Raw genomic sequence first — 20,368 nt, 5'->3', positions numbered from 1 at the left:
CATTACTTTTAAGGCTACAAAGGTAAACTAAAAAAGGAAAAGAAGAAGCATGAACATATCTTTTTTCAATATGACATATCTTCCACAATACGCCAACCATCCATTCCCGGATAGCCAAACCTTCCTACACAACATGTCCGATATTATCCACAGCCACTATAACCAGATAGCCGGAATATCTATCAGCAAATATCAATTAGGATAAAAAAAGGAATGAGAACAACCTTTCTATTGTTTCCTTGAGAAATCAGGAATATTTTAAGAAGTATTTCCAACGTACAAATATCCCAAAAAACAAGATATCTTCTTATCTTTGCCGACAAACTATATAAAAGTACATCCGATGAAACGATACATACTCTGTTTGCTACTTGCGTTGCTCATACTATACTTTCCTGCGGAAAAAGCCTCAGCAAGCCAAAGCGATTCTGTCCATATCAGCCTGCTCACTTGTTCGCCGGGAGAAGAAATCTACACCCTGTTCGGGCACACCGCCATACGCTATCAGAATCTGTCGCGGAATATAGATGTGGTATTCAACTACGGTTTATTCAGCTTCAATGCGCCCAATTTCATTTTCCGCTTCGCTCTCGGCGAAACCGACTATCAACTGGGAGTGACCGAATTCGATTTTTTCGTTGGGGAGTATGCTTATTATGGCAGAAGCGTATGGCAACAGGAGCTTAATTTGACGCCAAAAGAAAAAGAGCGTCTTCTTTTCCTATTGGAAAGAAATTATCTGCCCGAAAATAGGGTTTACAGATACAACTATTTTTACGACAATTGCTGTACACGCCCTCGGGATAGAATAGAGGAGTGTGTGATGGACGGAATTCTTTACCCCTCGTATCCGAAAGACGGATCACGCACTTACCGGAAAATCATTCACGAATTTTGCAAAGACCATCCATGGGCACGATTCGGTATGGACTTTTGCTTAGGCAGCGCAGCCGACCGTCCTATCAATCGCCGCCAAATGATGTTTGCTCCGTATTATTTGATGAACGCTTTTGCCGGAGCTCACGTAGGAAACGAAATTAAGCGACGCCCGTTGGTCACTTCAACGAAAGAGATCATTCAAGCGAAAACGTCAACGGATGCCGAAGTTTGGTTCCCTACTCCTTTCCAAAGTTCCCTACTTTTATTTATTCTCGCTGTCGCTTTCACCATTTACGGAATACGCAAAGGGAAAGGGCTTTGGGGAATCGACCTCTTGCTATTCGGAGCTGCCGGAATTGCCGGATGTATCCTTGCGTTCTTGGCTATTTTCTCGCAACATCCCGCCCTCAACCCGAATTTTCTATTGATAGCATTCCATCCTCTGCATTTATTATTGCTTCCTTATATTATATATTGTGTGCGGAAAAGAAAAAAATGCGCATATCACACCCTCAACTTTCTCGTTTTAATGTTTTTTATAATCCTTTTCCCCTTAATACCTCAAAATATTGACTTCGCCGTTGTACCTTTGGCACTCAGTTTGTTGATACGTTCGGCAAGCAACATGATCTTGACTTATACAAAAAAAGAATGAAAGGAATACTTACTTCTCTTATTACCGCGCTAACTTTCACGGGGCTTCAGGGACAATCGCTTCCGGCCGCTCCGAAGCTGGTGGTCGGACTTACAATCGACCAGTTGCGCACAGATTACTTAGAAGCGTTTTCGTCGCTTTACGGCGAAAAAGGATTCAAACGCCTCTGGAAAGAAGGAAGAGTATTTTATAATGCGGAATATACTTTCAGTGGCGTAGACCGAGCTTCTGCCATCGCCGCCATTTACACCGGCACTACACCCTCCGTAAACGGCATCATCGCCAACCGGTGGATGGACGCAAGCACGCTTCGCGTGGTCAACAGCACCGACGACAAAGGGTTTATGGGATACTACACCGATCAGACTTGCGCGCCGACCCAATTGCTGACTTCCACCATTGCCGACGAACTAAAGGTGGCTACGCAGGGAAAAGGATTGGTATACGCCATCGCTCCGGATTGCGAGGCCGCAATTTTTGCCGCCGGACATGGCGGTAACGGAGCTTTTTGGCTGAATCCGAATACGGGGAAATGGAGCGGAAGTACTTTTTACGGCGAATTTCCCTGGTGGGCCAATCAGTATAATGACCGGAAAGCCATCGACCTCAGGATATCGGGACTCGCATGGGAACCGCTTTTCCCGCGAAGCATGTATAAGTATCTGCCCGACCGCAGAGAGGCCTCTTTCAAACATAAATTCGAAGACGAACGTTCGAACAAATTCCGCCGCTTCATCGCCAGCCCTTTGGTCAACGAGGAGGTAAATGCCCTTGCAGCGGAAGTATTGGGAAAAAGCTCCATCGGTTCGGACGAAGTAACAGACCTGCTCGCAATTACCTATTATGCAGGAAACTATATACAGAAAGCCGGACAAGAAGCCGGATTGGAGATTCAAGACACTTATGTCCGGCTCGACCGATGCATCGGAACGTTATTAGACCTGATTGAAAAAAAAATCGGACTGCATAATGTACTGTTCTTCGTTACCTCCACCGGGTATACAGACAACGATCCCATCGATTCCGGTTCTTACAAAATCCCGGGTGGAGAATTTCACCTCAACCGTTGCGCCGCCTTGTTGAACATGTATCTGATGGCTACCTACGGTCAGGGGAAGTATGTGGAAGCTTATCATAACCGGCAGATTTATCTGAATCACAAGTTACTTGAAAAAAAGCAGCTGAACTTGACGGATGTGCAGGAAAAATGCGCGGCTTTCCTGATTCAGTTCAGCGGGGTGAATGAGGTATATTCCGCCCATAGGCTTCTTTTAGGTGCATGGACTCCCGAAATTTATAAAATACGCAGCGGATTTCACCGCAAACGTTCGGGCGATTTAGTCATCGACGTACTTCCCGGCTGGAGCATTGTAGATGAAAACACCAACGACCGTCAGGTCGTACGCTACTCCTATGCCCCCACCCCGCTGGTCTTCATGGGATATGGAGTAAAGCCTTCCATCATAGAGACTCCTGTAACCATCGACCGCATAGCCCCTACACTATCGCATTTTATGCGTATCCGGGCACCTAATGCCTGCACTGCCACACCTCTGACGGAACTTCGATAAAATATTACTTATAAAAACAGGCGCAAAGCATAAATAAATCAGCATTTTAATGTAACTTTGCGCAAGTTATTCAAAACCGATAATAATAATATAGACTATATACAAATGGGATTTAATGAATTTTTAAGCTCGATTTTTGGAAACAAATCTACGCGAGACATGAAAGAAGTCAAGCCCTGGGTAGAAAAAATCAAAGCGGCCTACCCGGAGATTGAAGCATTGGACAATGACGCGCTCCGTGCCAAAACGGAAGAACTGAAACAATATATCCGGCAGTCGGCAAGTGAAGAAAACGCCAAAGTTGAAGAGCTGAAAGAAAGTATCGAAAGCCTCGAGCTGGAAGAACGCGAGGGAGTTTTCGCACAAATAGATAAAATAGAAAAAGAAATTCTGGGAAAATACGAAAAGGCGTTGGACGAAATTCTTCCGGTAGCTTTCTCTATCGTTAAAGCTACTGCCAAGCGTTTTGCCGAAAATGAAGAAATCGTAGTAACGGCTACCGATTTCGACCGCCAATTGGCAGCAACAAAAGACTTTGTCCGGATCGAAGACGATAAAGCCATCTACCAAAACCATTGGATGGCAGGAGGAAACGACACGCTGTGGAACATGGTACACTATGACGTGCAGCTATTCGGCGGGGTGGTTCTTCACAAAGGTAAAATTGCGGAAATGGCAACAGGTGAAGGAAAAACACTGGTGGCTACTTTGCCGGTATTCCTGAACGCATTGACCGGAAATGGAGTGCATGTAGTTACCGTGAATGATTACCTTGCCAAACGCGACTCCGAATGGATGGGACCGCTTTACATGTTCCACGGTTTAAGCGTCGACTGCATCGATCGCCACCAGCCGAACTCAGACGCCCGCCGTCAGGCTTATCTCGCCGACATTACATTTGGTACGAACAACGAATTCGGTTTCGACTATCTGCGCGACAACATGGCTATCAGCCCGAAAGACCTGGTACAGCGCCGGCATAACTATGCCATCGTCGACGAGGTGGACTCGGTATTGATCGACGATGCCCGTACGCCGTTGATTATTTCAGGACCGGTACCGAAAGGAGACGACCAATTGTTCGAGGAGCTTCGCCCATTGGTGGAACGTTTGGTAGAAGCACAAAAGGTTTTGGCAACCAAATATCTGTCCGAAGCCAAACGGATGATTGCCTCGGATGACAAAAAAGAGGTGGAGGAAGGATTCCTCGCTCTGTATCGCAGCCATAAATGCTTGCCGAAAAACAAAGCGTTAATTAAATTCCTGAGCGAACAAGGCATTAAAGCGGGAATGCTGAAAACCGAGGAAATCTACATGGAGCAGAACAACAAGCGTATGCACGAAGTAACAGAACCTTTGTACTTCGTCATCGACGAAAAGCTGAACAGTGTAGACCTGACGGATAAAGGTATCGACCTTATCACCGGAAATTCGGAAGACCCCACTCTGTTTGTGCTTCCGGATATTGCGGCGCAACTCTCGGAACTGGAAGTAGTGACCAATCTTACCGATGAAGAGAGGCTACAGAAAAAAGACGAGCTGCTGACCAACTATGCCATCAAATCGGAGCGGGTGCATACCATCAACCAATTGCTGAAGGCCTACACCATGTTCGAAAAAGACGATGAATATGTAGTTATCGACGGACAGGTGAAAATTGTAGACGAGCAGACCGGACGTATCATGGAAGGACGTCGCTATTCCGACGGATTGCACCAGGCCATCGAAGCTAAAGAGCGGGTTAAAGTGGAAGCGGCAACACAGACATTCGCGACCATAACTTTGCAGAACTATTTCCGTATGTATCACAAGCTGTCCGGTATGACCGGTACCGCCGAAACGGAAGCAGGCGAGTTCTGGGACATCTATAAACTGGATGTTGTAGTCATACCGACAAACCGCCCCATCGCTCGCAAAGATATGAACGACCGCGTTTATAAAACGAAGCGCGAGAAATACAAAGCCGTAATCGAAGAAATCGAAAAGCTGGTTCAGGCAGGCCGTCCGGTATTGGTGGGTACGACTTCCGTCGAGATCTCCGAAATGCTGAGCAAAATGCTCGCCATGCGCAAAATCGAACATAACGTGCTGAACGCAAAACTGCACCAGAGAGAGGCAGACATTGTAGCCAAGGCCGGGTTGAGCGGAACAGTAACCATCGCCACCAACATGGCAGGGCGCGGTACCGATATTAAGCTAAGCCCGGAAGTGAAAGCTGCCGGCGGTTTGGCAATTATCGGCACAGAGCGTCACGAATCCCGTCGGGTCGACCGCCAGTTGCGCGGTCGTGCAGGGCGGCAAGGCGACCCCGGATCTTCCGTATTCTTCGTCTCGCTCGAAGACGACCTGATGCGCCTGTTCTCTTCCGACCGCATCGCCAGCGTCATGGACCGACTGGGCTTCCAGGAAGGTGAGATGATTGAACACAAAATGATATCCAATTCCATCGAGCGCGCTCAAAAGAAAGTGGAGGAAAACAACTTCGGTATCCGCAAACGCTTGCTGGAATATGACGACGTGATGAACAAGCAACGCACGGTGGTTTACACGAAACGCCGCCACGCATTGATGGGCGAACGCATCGGCATGGATATCGTGAATATGATTTGGGACCGTTGCGCCAATTCCATCGAAAACAACGATTACGAGGGATGCCAACTGGAAATGCTTCAGACACTGGCTATGGAATGTCCTTTCACGGAAGAAGAGTTCCGCAACGAAAAGAAAGAAGTATTGGCGGAAAAAGCATTCGGTCTTGCCATGAGCAACTTCAAACGAAAGGCGGAGCGTTTGGCGCAGATTGCCAACCCGGTAATCAAGCAAGTACATGAGAATCAGGGGCATATGTATGAAAATATCTTAATTCCCATCACAGATGGAAAGCGGATGTACAACATTTCGTGCAACCTGAAAGCAGCTTATGAGTCGGAGTCGAAAGAAGTTGTAAAAGCTTTCCAGAAGTCTATTCTGCTCCACGTTATAGACGAGGCATGGAAAGAAAACCTCCGCGAGCTGGATGAGCTGAAACATTCGGTACAGAACGCAAGCTACGAGCAGAAAGATCCGTTGCTGATCTACAAGCTCGAATCGGTCACTTTATTCGACAGTATGGTAGATAAGATCAACAACCAGACTACCGCCATCCTGATGCGTGGACAAATACCTGTGCAAGAAGGTCCGGCCGACGATCAGACACGCCGTGTGGATGTACGACAAGCTGCTCCCGAACGACGTCAGGACATGAGCAAGTATCGCGAGCAAAAACAGGATCTGAACGACCCGCACCAGCAGGCAGCCGCACAGCAGGATACCCGCGAGGTACAAAAACGCGAACCGATTCGTGCGGAGAAAACTGTAGGAAGAAACGACCCTTGTCCATGCGGAAGCGGTAAGAAATATAAAAACTGCCACGGAAGAAATTAAACACCAGCAGCACACAGGCAAAAGCAGCCGTCAACACCGGGCGTACATATCACTGAACGATTCAGAAAAGAAAAAACATGGAAAAGCAGAAATCATCACTCTACTTTTTACATAAATCAGCGATGTGATAAAAGGGAGTTTTTCCTGTCAGAATTTCATCGACGGAAAAAACTCCCTGCCCAAGTTTTTTTGCTTGTGCCTACGAAAAAGAGTGTTTTTAAACCGAGAAAGGCTACTTTTTTAGATGTAACCACCTCCTCCAAAACAGATTTAGATATTATATGGGATTTCATTTCCCTCCGATATTTTTTACCTGAAATTACAGATTGGTAAGAACTTTTCGAAAATAAGCTAATAAGCGGATCGGCCCGAAAAGCCTTTGGTTCATACTTTTCATCCACAAAGCTTTGATGTCCCACCGACAAGTCTGTCATAGCAATCCTGGCAGCGTACATGCAAAAAAGCTGCTTCCACCGGCAAAAGAGTATTCAAACGGTTAAATTCTGTTTGAGACTTCTTTATATTCTTAAATAAAATAGTATTTTTGTACTATTGCTTCTATCTGACAGAATTGACAGCTTCTCTGCGAGATGGAACGAAACTACCTGATATATGCCATATAGAATTTTTGTTTGCCCGACAATAAATATGTATGAATCAATTCTTAAAAACAGAACGGAACTATGAAAAAAATCCACTCACTGTGTTTCATCTCTATGCTGTTTCTCACCGGTTGTGAAAGCATAAGAATCATCTCCATCGACTATATGCAGCCTGCCGAAGTAAGTTTCCCCAATCAACTCCGGAGAGTCGGCATTGTGAATAATACCGCGAAAACACCTGACAACAAAATGATCGTAGAGGCAGAAACTCCCCAAGAAGAAAATATGGAGATCAGACGAGGAGTTGCCTATGCCAACGGAGATTCCCGTATAGCCACCGAATCTTTGGCACAGGAAATCGCCCACCGGAACTACTTCGACAAAGTGGTCGTCTGCGATTCGGCTTTACGTTCGAATGACAGGTTTCTCCGAGAGAGTACTCTCAGCGAAGAAGAAGTGAAAGCACTCACATCCGATTTGGACGTTGATTGCATCATCGCTTTGGAGAATCTGCAAATTAAAGCAGTGAAGACAGTCAGCTTTTTGCCGCAATACGGATTTCTGGGAACCGTAAGCGTCAAAGCATATCCCACTGTCAGCGTCTATCTGCCCGGAAGGAAGGCTCCCATGGTCACGCTTACATCCAACGACAGCATTTTCTGGGAAGATATCCGGGCCTCGGAAACCAAAGCCAAACAGTTTATTCCCGACTCTCAAATCATAGAAGAGACCTCGGAGTTTGCAGGAACAATTCCGGTGAACCGATTAATTCCGTTTTGGGAGAAAGCCGATAGGTATATATATGCCGGAGGTTCCGCCCAGATGAGAGAAGCGGCCATACATGTGAAAGAAAACAACTGGGATAAAGCTTGTGAGCTTTGGAAGAAAATGTATAATAAAACCACAAGCAACAAAAAGAAAATGCAGAATGCCATCAATATAGCGGTTTATTATGAACTGAAAGACAGCCTTGACTTGGCGGAAGAATGGATGACCAAAGCGCAGGATATGGCAAAGAGAATAGACAAAATAAATACGGAGACCACAAATAAGCTATATTTCAACATAGAAAAAGTACCTCATTATTACCAAACCACTGTTTATTTATTCAAATTAAAAGAGCGAAACAGGCAGTTGCCTAAGCTAAAAATGCAAATGAGCCGTTTCAATGACGATTTTTAGAAGAAAGTGCATCGATTATCAGTTTTTTTCATACCTTTGAACTGAGAAAAAGGAGGTATCCCATGAAATTAAGCCAACAATCATTACTTAGCATCGAATCGACTATCCAGAAAGCAGTCGGGAGATATATACGCGGATGCGAACAAGCAACCGTAACCGATATTCATATGCAACCCGATCAAATGTCCGGGCTGCTCAATATCTACAACGACGACGATGGAGAGTTGGGCAGTGTAATGGTTAAAGAATGGGCTACCTACGAAGGGGACGACTTTATGGAAAAAGCGGGGTCGGCTCTGCGAAATATACTCGGCAAGATGAAAGATGCAGGGGACTTTGAGAAAGTCATGATTATGAAACCCTATTCTTTTGTATTGGTGGATGAAGAAAAGGAAACCGTAGCGGAATTGCTGCTGATAGATGACGACACCTTGTTGCTAAACGACGAACTTCTGAAGGGGTTGGACAAAGAACTGGACAATTTCCTGAAAGAATTATTGGAGAAATAATTGTCGGCAATTGGCGTCAAGGGGCTGTTCAAAGAGTCGGATAACCCCTTATTGTTGCTTACCGTTTAAAAGTGAAACGATGTGGAGTCGCTCTCACTTCCATGCCGAAGCCTCGAAGACAAAAAAAATAAAAAATCCCAAAGAAGATAGCAAACATGCTATAAAACATAGCCGGCTATTCGTGCCTTTCAAAATAAAAATCATTTCTTTGCATCAGCATCGTTCAGCACAGTTATTATTTATAAATCTACTATGAAACGGATTGAAAAGAAGGCAACATTCGGTCAGCAGGCAAGCAAAGTCACCCAGTTGGCAGACACACTGAGTCAAGCCATCTCTATGAAAGAATTTCTCGAAGGAGATTCTTTGCCCTCCATCAATCAGTTAAGCGCAGAATATGGAGTGTCTCGCGACACGGTTTTCAAAGCATTTCTCGATCTGCGCGAACGTGGTCTGGTCGATTCCACACCGGGCAAAGGGTATTATGTCGCCAATCAAGTGAAAAACGTATTATTACTGCTTGACGAGTACACACCTTTCAAAGAGGCCTTATATAACAGCTTTATCAAACGCCTTCCCATCAACTATAAGGTAGACCTGTTGTTCCATCAGTACAACGAAAGCCTTTTCAACACCATCATCCGCGAATCAAGAGGAAAGTACAATAAATATGTAGTGATGAACTTCGACAACGAAAAGTTCAGCGCTGTGCTCAATAAAATCAATCCTGCCAGGCTATTGCTGCTTGATTTCTGCAAGTTCGAAAAAGACAAATACTCCTATATCAGTCAGGATTTCGACGAAGCGTTCTATCAGGCATTGCTTAGCCTCAACAATCGATTGCAACACTACCGGCAACTTATATTCCTGTTTCCCAAAAACTTGAAACACCCTCAGAGCAGCAAGCTGTATTTCACCCGCTTCTGCGAAGAGCAAGGATTTTTGTCGGAGATAAAAGAAAATACAGACGAGTTAACTGTGCGCAAAGGAGTAGTTTATATTGCTATTAAGCAACAAGATGTAGTGAAAGTGATAAAACAGGGAAGAAAGGAAGGACTGAAATGCGGAAAAGATTTCGGTTTGTTGGCATACAACGATATCCCTTCATACGAAGTAATCGACGAAGGAATAACCTCGCTGAGCATCGATTGGGAAATGATGGGCAACGAAGCGGCAAACTTCGTGCTCAACAACACACTCGTGCAGAAATATCTGACAACAGAAGTCATACTCCGAAAATCACTCTGAAATTATATTATTAATAAAAAACAAAAGGAAATTAGGATATCCAATATTATCAGCACAGTTCAGCACAACACATCTATTATAAATTTCAAAAAAGAAACTATGAAAAAGTATCCGAAAATCGGGATTCGTCCCACCATCGACGGTCGCCAGGGCGGTGTTCGCGAAAGTCTTGAAGAAAAGACGATGAACCTTGCAAAAGCAGTAGCGGAACTAATCAGGAGCAACCTGAAGAACGGCGACGGAAGTCCTGTCGAATGCGTAATTGCCGACAGTACCATCGGCCGTGTGGCAGAAAGTGCCGCTTGTGCAGAAAAGTTTGAAAGAGAAGGGGTCGGTTCTACCATCACCGTAACATCTTGCTGGTGTTATGGCGCAGAAACAATGGACATGAACCCTTATTATCCGAAAGCTGTATGGGGCTTCAACGGAACGGAACGCCCGGGTGCCGTATACCTTGCGGCCGTCTTGGCAGGACATGCCCAGAAAGGTCTTCCCGCATTCGGCATTTACGGGCGTGACGTACAGGATTTGGACGATAACAGCATCCCCGAAGATGTGGCCGAAAAAATCCTCCGTTTTGCCCGTGCGGCGCAAGCAGTAGCTACGATGCGAGGCAAGTCCTACCTGTCGATGGGCAGTGTGTCGATGGGTATTGCCGGCTCCATTGTCAACCCTGATTTCTTTCAGGAGTATCTGGGCATGCGCAACGAGTCGGTCGACCTGACTGAAATCATCCGCCGAATGGAAGAAGGCATTTACGACCGTGAGGAATACGCCAAAGCAATGGCGTGGACCGAGAAATACTGCAAAACAAACGAAGGCGATGACTTTAAGAACTGCCCCGAGAAGCGTAAGACACGTCAGGAAAAAGATGCGGACTGGGAATTTGTTGTGAAAATGACAATCATCATGCGCGACTTAATGACCGGAAATCCGAAACTGAAAGAAATGGGCTTCAAAGAAGAAGCGTTGGGACACAATGCCATTTTAGCCGGTTTCCAGGGGCAACGCCAATGGACGGATTTCTACCCCAACGGCGATTATCCGGAGGCTTTGCTCAATACATCGTTCGATTGGAACGGTATCCGAGAGGCATTCGTGGTAGCTACGGAGAACGACGCTTGCAACGGTGTCGCCATGCTGTTCGGACATTTGCTTACCAACCGCGCGCAGATATTCTCGGACGTAAGAACATACTGGAGTCCCGAGGCCGTGAAGCGGGTAACCGGCAAAGAACTTACCGGAGCGGCTGCCAACGGTATCATTCACCTGATCAATTCGGGAGCAACCACTCTCGACGGTTCCGGACAATCAGTAGACGCAGAAGGGAATCCGTCAATGAAAGAGCCGTGGAATATGACTGAAGCAGACGTAGAAAACTGCCTGAAAGCCACTACATGGTATCCGGCAAACCGTGACTATTTCCGTGGCGGAGGATTCTCATCGAATTTCCTGTCGAAGGGAGGCATGCCCGTGACAATGACGCGCCTGAATCTTGTCAAAGGCTTGGGCCCCGTATTGCAGATCGCCGAAGGATGGACGGTGACTATCGATCCGGAAATCCACGACAAACTCAACGTGCGTACCGACCCCACATGGCCTACCACATGGTTCGTCCCCCGCTTGTGCGACAAGCCTGCTTTCAAGGACGTTTACTCCGTAATGAACAACTGGGGAGCCAACCACGGCGCCATCAGCTACGGGCATATCGGACAAGACCTGATCACGCTTGCTTCTATGCTTCGCATACCGGTTTGCATGCACAATGTGGATGAAAACACCATCTTCCGCCCGGCTGCATGGAACGCTTTCGGCATGGATAAAGAAGGGGCGGACTACAGAGCTTGCAGCACCTACGGACCGATCTACAAATAACGACGTTTAACTTTTGCAAGTATGATAACTAACGAACATATCGAGCAGTTCATCGGGCAGGCACACCGCTATGGAGATGCCAGGCTAATGCTTTGCAGCAGCGGAAACCTCTCCTGGAGAATCGGTGAAGAAGCGTTAATCTCCGGTACGGGTTCGTGGCTTCCCACGCTCGGGAAAGAGAAAGTCTCCATCTGCCGCATTGCCGACGGAACACCGGTGAATGGCGTAAAGCCGTCGATGGAAAGCAGTTTCCATTTAGGCATTTTGCGCCAACGTCCGGATGTAAATGTGGTACTTCATTTCCAGTCGGAATATGCCACAGCTGTTTCCTGCATGAGGAATAAGCCTGAGAACTTCAACGTAACGGCCGAGATTCCCTGCCACGTAGGTTCCGAAATTCCCGTCATCCCCTACTACCGACCCGGTTCGCCGGAATTGGCAAAGGCGGTAGTGGAAGCCATGGCGAATCACAATTCCGTATTACTGACCAACCACGGGCAAGTGGTATGCGCAAAAGATTTCGACGAGGCATACGAACGGGCGACATTCTTCGAGATGGCTTGCCGGATTATTGTCCAATCAGGAGGCGAATACTCGGTATTGACGCCGGAAGAGATCGAAGACCTCGAGGTGTATGTGTTAGGAAAGAAAACCATATAAGCATCCGGATGCCATGGAAGATACCATGAGAAACACTTATTTAGCAGCAGACTTTGGAGGAGGAAGCGGGCGACTTATCGCCGGCTCCCTCTTTCAAGGGAAGCTGGAGCTTGAAGAAGTTCATCGTTTCGCGAACCGTCAGGTTAAGCTCGGCAACCATCTTTATTGGGATTTTCTTTCTCTTTTCGAAGAATTGAAGACCGGTTTGAAAAAGACTGCCCGCAAGGGATATTCCGTAAAAGGAATAGGCATCGACACTTGGGGCGTGGACTTCGGACTGATTGATAAAGACGGAAACCTGTTGGGCAATCCGGTTTGTTACCGCGATGCCCGAACTGACGGAATGCCTGCCAAGGTTTTTCGAATACTGGATGAGCAGGCGCATTATGCGGAGACGGGAATACAAGTGATGGCCATCAATACGCTGTTTCAGCTCTACAGCATGAAAGAAAGCGGCGATGTGTTATTAAAAGCCGCCGACAAGCTTTTGTTCATGCCCGATCTTTTCAGTTACTTCCTGACGGGGGTGGCCAACAACGAATACTCCATCGCTTCTACGTCCGAATTGCTCGACGCGCGCCGCCGCAACTGGTCGTTAAGCGCCATCCGTGCTTTGGGACTTCCCGAACACCTGTTCGGCGAAATCATTCCGCCGGGCACTATACGCGGGAAATTGAAAGAAGAGATTGCGCGCGAGACAGGGTTAGACGCCGTAGATGTCATTGCCGTAGGCTCTCACGACACAGCCAGCGCCGTTGCAGCCGTTCCCGCCGCCGAAGGCCCTGTTGCTTTCCTGAGTTCAGGCACATGGTCGTTGTTAGGCGTCGAGACAGACGAGCCCATATTGACCGAAGAGGCCCGCGAAGCCCGGTTCACCAATGAAGGAGGAGTGGGCGGACGTATCCGTTTTCTGCGGAACATCACCGGACTGTGGATTTTACAGCGCCTGATGAGCGAATGGGAAATGCGCGGGGAAAAGCAAAGCTATGATACGCTCATCCCGCAAGCCGCAGATGCCGCGATTAGCTCGATCATTCCCGTAGACGACGCTTTGTTCATGAATCCCGAAAGCATGGAGGCCGCCATACGGAATTATTGCCGCGACCATGCACTGCCAATCCCGCAAAGCAAAGCGGAATTCGCAAAATGCGTGCTCCAATCGCTGGCATTCAAATACGGACAGGCGGTAGAACGGCTGAACCGCTGTCTCCCCTCTCCCATCCGCCGGCTGAACATCATCGGAGGAGGCTCGCAAAACAAACTGCTCAACCAGCTTACAGCCAACCAACTGGGCATTCCCGTATATGCAGGTCCGGTAGAAGCCACGGCAATGGGCAATATCCTGACACAGGCAATGGCCAAAGGCGAGATTGCCGATCTTAAGGAACTGCGGGAAATCGTCATGAGAAGTGTAACACCTGAAGAGTTTCATCCACAAAAGTAAACGATATGGAAACACCTGCAACCGGCTATCGGACACAGACGCACGGCATTCCCGTGAAACGCTATTGCCAGACACTCGACTTGCGCGATTCTCCGGAGTTGATCGCCGAATACCGGAAAAGGCACAGCCCGACAGAAGTATGGCCTGAAATACTTGCCGGCATCCGGGAGGTCGGTATTCTGGAAATGGAAATCTACATCCTCGGCACACGCCTGTTCATGATTGTAGAAACCCCTGTCGACTTCGACTGGGACACCGCGATGAAACGGCTGGGCGCCCTCCCGCGCCAAGAAGAATGGGAAGCGTACATGGCTGTCTTCCAGCAGGCCGCTCCCGGGATGAGTTCTGCCGAAAAATGGCAACCGATGGAAAGAATGTTCCATTTGTATAACCTCTAACAAAAACAACCACGAATTACCATGAAACACACCAAACAGCCCATCCTGTGGAAAGATGGAGTAAGTTACCTCATTCCATTCATCCTCATCACCTCCTGCTTTGCTTTGTGGGGATTTGCCAACGATATCACCAATCCGATGGTCAAAGCGTTCTCCAAAATATTCCGGATGAGCGCTACCGACGGCGCAATGGTTCAGGTCGCTTTCTACGGAGGATATTTCGCCATGGCCTTTCCGGCTGCCGTATTTATCCGCAAATATTCGTACAAGGCCGGCGTGATGCTGGGGCTCGGCATGTATGCGCTCGGCGCGTTTCTGTTCTTCCCCGCCAAAATGACGGGAGAGTACTACCCTTTCCTGATAGCTTACTTTATCCTTACCTGCGGGCTCTCTTTTCTGGAGACCAGCTGCAATCCGTACATCCTTTCCATGGGAACGGAAGAAAGTGCCACACGCCGACTGAATCTCGCCCAATCGTTCAATCCGATGGGGTCGTTGCTGGGCATGTATGTCGCCATGAACTTCATTCAGGCAAAGCTGCACCCCATGGATAGCGACGCTCGCGCTCTGCTCGACGGGCAGGAATTCGAAGCCATCAAGGAAAGCGACCTCTCTGTGCTCATCACCCCTTACCTGATAATCGGGGTGATCATTCTGGCCATGCTGATAGTGATACGACTGGTAAAGATGCCGAAAAACAGCGGACCGAACAATCAGATAAACTTCTTCCCTACACTGAAGCGTATCTTTACCGTGCCGCGCTACCGCGAAGGAGTCGTTGCCCAATTCTTCTACGTAGGCGCGCAGATCATGTGCTGGACGTTCATCATTCAGTACGGCACACACCTGTTCATGTCGCAAGGCATGGATGAGAAAAGCGCGGAAGTTCTGTCGCAGCAATACAACATCATAGCCATGGTTATTTTCTGCATCAGCCGGTTCATCTGCACCTTTATCCTGCGCTACCTGAATGCCGGCAAGCTGCTGATGATTCTCGCCATATTCGGCGGCATATTTACGTTGGGCACCATCTTCCTCCGGAACATCTACGGGCTATATTCGCTGGTGGCTATTTCCGCCTGCATGTCTTTGATGTTCCCCACCATCTACGGCATAGCCCTGAAAGGTTTGGGAGAAGACGCCAAATTCGGAGCAGCCGGACTTATCATGGCTATCTTGGGCGGTTCCGTACTGCCTCCGTTGCAGGCAAGCATCATCGACATGAAGGAGATTGGCTGGATGCCCGCAGTCAACGTTTCTTTCATTCTGCCTTTCATCTGCTTCCTGGTAATCATCGGTTACGGTTATCGCACGGTAAAAGGGAACTGGTAAGAAAAAGAGCTGCCGCCAAAAACGCTTGCTGATATGCTTTGCGTTTGCCTGAAAAAAAGCCCGCCGCCTTTGAAAAAAAGCCCGCCGCCTTTAAAAAAAACACGGCGGGCTTTGAAAAAAAGGCGGCGGGCTTTGAAATCAAATACGATAGGCTTTGAAAAAAGAGGCTTTTGATTTGTATGTGTGTCCGCGATGCGCTTTGAAATCAAATACGATAGGCTTTGAAAACAGCTTCGGCGAAGAGCAGCAATAAGAATCAGCCTTTCTTCAATGCCGCAATACTCTCTTTCAAAGAACGGATGATGCTTTCGGCATCGGCTTTCTTCTTGCGTTCCATCTCGATAACGGCTTCAGGAGCATTGTTGACGAACTTCTCGTTGCCGAGCTTCTTCAAAACCCCTTGCAGGAAACCCTCTTTATGTTTCAGTTCGGCCTCCATACGGGCAATCTCAGCCTCCGTGTCGATCATATTGCCCAGCGGAACAGCGTATTCGGTAGTTCCTACCATGAAAGAGGCGACACCTTCCTGAGTGTCGGCAGCCTGATTGATACCGGACAAGTTGCACATCTTTATAATGACGCTTGCGAACGAGGGAAGCGGATCGGTTCCGTTCACCTGCAATTCGAGCGTTTCTTTCTGCGCAATGTTCTTTTGCAGGCGGATGGCCCGCACGTTGCTGATGATTCCCTTCACCGATTCGAAATCGGCCAGCAACGTTGCATCCACCTTGTCGTCGAAACGCATCGAGTCGACCATCAGCGACTCACCCTCCTTGCGGTCGGCCAGCTGCTGCCACAACTCTTCGGTGATGAACGGCATGAAAGGATGAAGCAGATGGAGCAGGTTGTCGAAGAAACGAAGCGTGCGGTGGAGCGTTGCCGAATCGATTCCTTTTCCGTAAGCCGGCTTGATGATTTCGAGATACCAAGCCGAGAACTCATCCCAGAAAAGTTTGTAAACAGCCATCAGAGCCTCGCTCAAACGATACTTGCCGAAGAGGTCGGCCACTTCGGCAGCCACTTCATTCTGTTTGGCCTCGAACCAATCCATCGCCAATGCCGTAGCTTCGGGCGTAGTTGCTTCTCCGTCCACTCTCCAGCCTTTGATGAGACGGAAAGCGTTCCATATTTTATTGCAGAAGTTGCGTCCCTGTTCGCAAAGAGCGTCGTCGAACAAAATATCGTTTCCGGCAGGAGCGGAAAGCATCATTCCCATACGCACACCATCGGCTCCGAAACGTTCGATGAGTTCCAGCGGGTCGGGAGAGTTGCCCAATGATTTCGACATTTTGCGTCCCAGCTTGTCGCGCACGATACCCGTGAAATAAACATTGCGGAACGGCATCTGCCCCTCATATTCATAGCCTGCCATAATCATGCGGGCTACCCAGAAGAAGATGATGTCGGGCCCCGTCACGAGGTCGCTCGTAGGATAGTAGTACTTCATCTCTTCGTTGCCCGGATTATTGATTCCGTCGAACAGCGAGACAGGCCACAGCCACGAAGAGAACCACGTATCCAGACAGTCCTCGTCCTGACGGAGGTCGGCGATGGTGAGGGCGTCGTTGCCGGTCTTCTCTTTCGCCTTTGCCAGCGCCTCCTCGGGAGTGACCGCCACTACATATCCCCCTTCGGGCAGGAAGTAAGCCGGGATGCGGTGTCCCCACCAAAGTTGGCGGCTGATGCACCAATCTTTGATATTCTCCATCCAATGGCGGTAGGTATTCTTATATTTGGCGGGATAAAACTTCAGCTCATCGTTCATCACCGGCGGCAGAGCCATATCGGCGAAATGCTGCATGCTGAGGAACCACTGCATCGACAGTTTCGGCTCGATCACCACATTGGTACGTTCCGAATACCCCACCTTGTTGGTGTAGGCTTCCGTCTTTTCCAGCAGTCCGGCAGCTTCCAGGTCTTTTTCAATCTGCTTGCGCACGTCAAAACGATCCATGCCGATATAGAGTTCCGCCGCTTCGCTCAACGTACCGTTGTCGTTGAAGATATCGATACTGGGCAGGTTGTATTTCTCGCCCAGCATATAGTCGTTCACGTCATGTGCCGGAGTCACTTTCAGGCAACCCGTACCGAATTCGACATCCACATACTCGTCCTCGATGACCGGAATAACGCGGTTCACCAAAGGAACAATCACTTTCTTCCCTTTCAGCCATTCGTTTTTCGGATCGTTCGGGTTGATACACATCGCCGTGTCGCCCATGATCGTTTCGGGACGGGTAGTCGCCACCACGGCATAACGGCCTTCGGCATCACCCTCCACCATGTAGCGGAGATAGTACAGCTTGCCGTGCTCTTCTTTGTAGACCACTTCTTCGTCCGAAAGAGCCGTCAGCGCCTTCGGGTCCCAGTTTACCATACGGACACCGCGATAAATCAATCCCTTGTCGTGCAAATCGACAAAAACCTTCCATACGCTTTCGCTGCGCTTCTCGTCCATCGTGAAAGCCGTGCGGTCCCAATCGCACGAAGCCCCCAGCTTACGGAGCTGCTTGAGGATAATTCCTCCGTGTTCGTCCGTCCACTCCCACGCATGCTTGAGGAACTCCTCGCGGGTAAGGTCGGTCTTCTTGATGCCCTGAGCGGCAAGTTTGTTCACCACTTTCGCTTCGGTAGCGATAGAGGCGTGGTCGGTTCCCGGCACCCAGCAGGCGTTTTTGCCTTCCATGCGGGCGCGACGGACCAGAATATCCTGAATGGTATTATTAAGCATGTGTCCCATGTGCAACACGCCGGTGACGTTCGGAGGAGGAATGACGACGGTGTAAGGCTCACGACCATCGGGTTTTGAACTGAATAAATGATGATCCAGCCAATACTGGTACCACTTTCCCTCCACGTCAGCAGGGTTGTACTTACTTGCTAATTCCATGTTGTTTTTACCTTTTTATATAAGTTCGTTATTACGAAAGTTTACGAAATACGGCTGCAAAATTAATAAATAAGTAACATATAGTCACAAGAATCCGTATTTTTGTTCTCCGAAAAGTGCATTGCGATGAAAGGTAAAACAAAAACAATCCGATACTCTCTCTTGGGCATCCTTCTGGTTACGATATGGCTTACCCAAGCCCTGCCGCCGATGGGCAATGCGTATGCCCGTTCGGTTTATCCCGCCGCATCGTTCCTTCTCTCCTCCTTTTCCCGGCTCGCCCCCTTTGCCGTGGGCGATTTGTTTATCTTTCTCAGCATCGCCGGACTCGTCGCCTACCCTTTCTACGCCCGCCTCTGCCGAAAGCAGAAGTGGAGAAAGACACTCGCTCGCTGCGGAGAATATCTGCTATGGATATACGTGTGGTTCTATCTGGCATGGGGACTCAATTATTCGCAGCCCGACTTCTACGAACGGACAGGCATTCCGTATACTCCTTTCGAAGAAGGAGCGTTCGAGACCTTTGCCAACGACTACATCACACGGCTCAACCGCTCGTACACTCCGCTCAAAAGCATCCCCAAAGAGCTGATACACGAAGAGTGCGTGCGGATTTACAGCGAACTGGCCGACAGTCTGGGCATCCGCCGCCCGCCTTCGCATCCGCCGAAAGGCAAGACGATGCTCTTCACCCCGCTCGTGTCGAAAGTCGGGGTAACGGGCAGCATGGCTCCTTTCTTCAACGAGTTCACGCTGAACGGCGACCTGCTTCCCGTGGGCTATCCCGCCACATACGCACACGAGTTTTCGCATTGGCTCGGCATATCGAGCGAAGCGGAAGCCAACTTTTATGCCTATCAGGTATGCACCCGCTCGAAAGCAGCAGGCATTCGTTTCGCGGGTTACTTCTCTGTGTTGCGGCATGTGTTGAGAAACGCGCGGAGCGTATTGCCGGAAGAGAAGTACGCCGCCCTTTTCGCTCGCATCCGTCCCGAAGTTCTGGCGGAAGCGGAAAAGAGCCATGCCTATTGGATGGAGAAATACAGCCCGCTCGTCGGGAACATCCAAAGCCGGATTTACGACCTGTACCTGAAAGGAAACGGAATAGGAAGCGGGAGGCGGAACTATTCGGAAGTGGTCGGGCTGCTGGTTTCTTATCGCAACCGGAAGTGACACGATGTTCCGGCAGATGACGAAAAGCATTCTTCCGGCATACGTACACTCTGCCTGACACGCATCAAATCGCATCGTAAGAGAAGTTCGAGAAAGAGAAAGCTCTTTAAGCCACCATCTCCCGAATTATAGGCAGAGACCATTAGGAATGAGTCATCAAGATCTTCATTACAAGTGCTTTTTCCTTTTTCGATACAAGGTAAGAAAAAGAAAACCTTATATTTGCCCCGAGAAATTCCGGTGTCGTCTTTCCATTTCCACGGAACAGACGGTGAAAAGGGAATCAGGTGTAAATCCTGAACAGACCCGCTGCTGTAAGCTCCACCACAAATTTCCCGATAATACTCAACATCCACTGCCTGTTGAACAGGCGGGAAGGGCATCGGGGAAACGGAGCAAGTCAGAAGACCTGCCGGAATGGAATCTCTTACGTCCTCCGGGATTAGGACGTAAAAGATGAATATATGTTTTAGCTGTGTTTTTTATATCCGTATGCTGCCTCACAAAAGAAGTAGAGGAAGCATATT

At 48.5% G+C, this 20,368-nt stretch carries 14 protein-coding genes and 1 riboswitch; of the genes, 12 read left to right on the top strand and 2 right to left on the bottom strand.

The window, feature by feature from the left end; translation table 11 throughout:
• Window positions 1-343: 343 nt before the first annotated feature.
• The 11 genes from lnb (at window position 344) to fucP (ending at window position 15,778) form a co-directional block, all read left to right on the top strand.
• A complete protein-coding gene (lnb, locus tag GGR07_RS00290; protein WP_034542643.1) occupies window positions 344-1,534 on the top strand; it encodes a lipoprotein N-acyltransferase Lnb in 1,191 nt (396 codons plus the stop codon).
• Window positions 1,531-3,105: an alkaline phosphatase family protein gene (locus GGR07_RS00285; protein ID WP_034542645.1), complete on the top strand. Its 1,575-nt coding sequence runs from the start codon at window positions 1,531-1,533 to the stop codon at window positions 3,103-3,105. Before lnb ends, GGR07_RS00285 begins: the two co-directional genes overlap by 4 nt.
• Before the next feature lie 105 nt (window positions 3,106-3,210).
• Window positions 3,211-6,528 carry a preprotein translocase subunit SecA gene (secA, locus tag GGR07_RS00280; RefSeq protein ID WP_034542688.1) on the top strand — a complete coding sequence of 1,106 codons (3,318 nt, stop codon included), beginning with the start codon at window positions 3,211-3,213 and terminating at the stop codon, window positions 6,526-6,528.
• A gap of 683 nt (window positions 6,529-7,211) precedes the next feature.
• Window positions 7,212-8,312: a DUF6340 family protein gene (locus GGR07_RS00275; protein WP_034542648.1), complete on the top strand. Its 1,101-nt coding sequence runs from the start codon at window positions 7,212-7,214 to the stop codon at window positions 8,310-8,312.
• Between the two features lie 62 nt (window positions 8,313-8,374).
• Complete coding sequence (locus GGR07_RS00270) at window positions 8,375-8,821, top strand: hypothetical protein (protein ID WP_034542649.1); 447 nt, start codon at window positions 8,375-8,377, stop codon at window positions 8,819-8,821.
• 252 nt (window positions 8,822-9,073) lie between these two features.
• Window positions 9,074-10,069, top strand: a complete 996-nt coding sequence (locus tag GGR07_RS00265) for a GntR family transcriptional regulator (RefSeq protein WP_021644532.1) — start codon at window positions 9,074-9,076, stop codon at window positions 10,067-10,069.
• Between the two features lie 99 nt (window positions 10,070-10,168).
• Window positions 10,169-11,944: an L-fucose isomerase gene (gene fucI, locus GGR07_RS00260; protein ID WP_034542652.1), complete on the top strand. Its 1,776-nt coding sequence runs from the start codon at window positions 10,169-10,171 to the stop codon at window positions 11,942-11,944.
• A 21-nt stretch (window positions 11,945-11,965) separates the two neighbouring features.
• Window positions 11,966-12,604, top strand: a complete 639-nt coding sequence (locus GGR07_RS00255) for a class II aldolase/adducin family protein (protein WP_122056533.1) — start codon at window positions 11,966-11,968, stop codon at window positions 12,602-12,604.
• 13 nt (window positions 12,605-12,617) lie between these two features.
• Window positions 12,618-14,048, top strand: coding sequence for a rhamnulokinase (locus GGR07_RS00250; RefSeq protein ID WP_034542655.1), 1,431 nt, complete (start codon window positions 12,618-12,620; stop codon window positions 14,046-14,048).
• A gap of 5 nt (window positions 14,049-14,053) precedes the next feature.
• The gene (locus GGR07_RS00245) at window positions 14,054-14,446 is read left to right on the top strand and encodes an L-rhamnose mutarotase (RefSeq protein WP_021644536.1); all 393 of its coding nucleotides are present in this window, start codon (window positions 14,054-14,056) and stop codon (window positions 14,444-14,446) included.
• Window positions 14,447-14,467: 21 nt separating this feature from the next.
• Window positions 14,468-15,778 (top strand): L-fucose:H+ symporter permease, encoded by a 1,311-nt coding sequence (fucP, locus tag GGR07_RS00240; protein WP_021644537.1) that lies wholly within the window; start codon window positions 14,468-14,470, stop codon window positions 15,776-15,778.
• Here fucP and GGR07_RS13760 read toward each other — a convergent pair.
• Together GGR07_RS13760 and GGR07_RS00235 are read right to left on the bottom strand one after the other, a co-directional pair.
• Window positions 15,751-15,987, bottom strand: coding sequence for a hypothetical protein (locus GGR07_RS13760; RefSeq protein WP_122056532.1), 237 nt, complete (start codon window positions 15,985-15,987; stop codon window positions 15,751-15,753). The genes fucP and GGR07_RS13760 overlap by 28 nt on opposite strands.
• Window positions 15,988-16,034: 47 nt before the next feature.
• Window positions 16,035-18,668: a valine--tRNA ligase gene (locus GGR07_RS00235; protein WP_122056531.1), complete on the bottom strand. Its 2,634-nt coding sequence runs from the start codon at window positions 18,666-18,668 to the stop codon at window positions 16,035-16,037.
• Window positions 18,669-18,794: 126 nt separating this feature from the next.
• On the opposite strand from GGR07_RS00235, the gene GGR07_RS00230 reads away from it, so the two are divergent.
• A complete protein-coding gene (locus GGR07_RS00230; protein ID WP_122056530.1) occupies window positions 18,795-19,841 on the top strand; it encodes a DUF3810 domain-containing protein in 1,047 nt (348 codons plus the stop codon).
• 221 nt (window positions 19,842-20,062) lie between these two features.
• Window positions 20,063-20,272, top strand: a riboswitch (cobalamin riboswitch).
• The last annotated feature ends 96 nt before the right edge of the window (window positions 20,273-20,368 follow it).

It is taken from the genome of Bacteroides pyogenes (assembly GCF_014196225.1).
In the GTDB taxonomy this organism is placed as follows: domain Bacteria; phylum Bacteroidota; class Bacteroidia; order Bacteroidales; family Bacteroidaceae; genus Bacteroides; species Bacteroides pyogenes_A.
This window is presented reverse-complemented; position numbering and strand designations above follow the sequence as displayed.

Excerpts from the sequence above, each read along its gene's own strand:
- secA (WP_034542688.1), top strand. The coding sequence starts at position 3,211 with ATGGGATTTAATGAATTTTTAAGCTCGATTTTTGGAAACAAATCTACG.
- lnb (WP_034542643.1), top strand. The coding sequence starts at position 344 with ATGAAACGATACATACTCTGTTTGCTACTTGCGTTGCTCATACTATAC.
- GGR07_RS00230 (WP_122056530.1), top strand. The coding sequence starts at position 18,795 with ATGAAAGGTAAAACAAAAACAATCCGATACTCTCTCTTGGGCATCCTT.
- GGR07_RS00255 (WP_122056533.1), top strand. The coding sequence starts at position 11,966 with ATGATAACTAACGAACATATCGAGCAGTTCATCGGGCAGGCACACCGC.
- fucI (WP_034542652.1), top strand. The coding sequence starts at position 10,169 with ATGAAAAAGTATCCGAAAATCGGGATTCGTCCCACCATCGACGGTCGC.
- GGR07_RS00245 (WP_021644536.1), top strand. The coding sequence starts at position 14,054 with ATGGAAACACCTGCAACCGGCTATCGGACACAGACGCACGGCATTCCC.
- GGR07_RS00250 (WP_034542655.1), top strand. The coding sequence starts at position 12,618 with ATGGAAGATACCATGAGAAACACTTATTTAGCAGCAGACTTTGGAGGA.
- GGR07_RS00275 (WP_034542648.1), top strand. The coding sequence starts at position 7,212 with ATGAAAAAAATCCACTCACTGTGTTTCATCTCTATGCTGTTTCTCACC.
- GGR07_RS00285 (WP_034542645.1), top strand. The coding sequence starts at position 1,531 with ATGAAAGGAATACTTACTTCTCTTATTACCGCGCTAACTTTCACGGGG.
- GGR07_RS00265 (WP_021644532.1), top strand. The coding sequence starts at position 9,074 with ATGAAACGGATTGAAAAGAAGGCAACATTCGGTCAGCAGGCAAGCAAA.
- fucP (WP_021644537.1), top strand. The coding sequence starts at position 14,468 with ATGAAACACACCAAACAGCCCATCCTGTGGAAAGATGGAGTAAGTTAC.
- GGR07_RS00270 (WP_034542649.1), top strand. The coding sequence starts at position 8,375 with ATGAAATTAAGCCAACAATCATTACTTAGCATCGAATCGACTATCCAG.
- GGR07_RS00235 (WP_122056531.1), bottom strand. The coding sequence starts at position 18,668 with ATGGAATTAGCAAGTAAGTACAACCCTGCTGACGTGGAGGGAAAGTGG.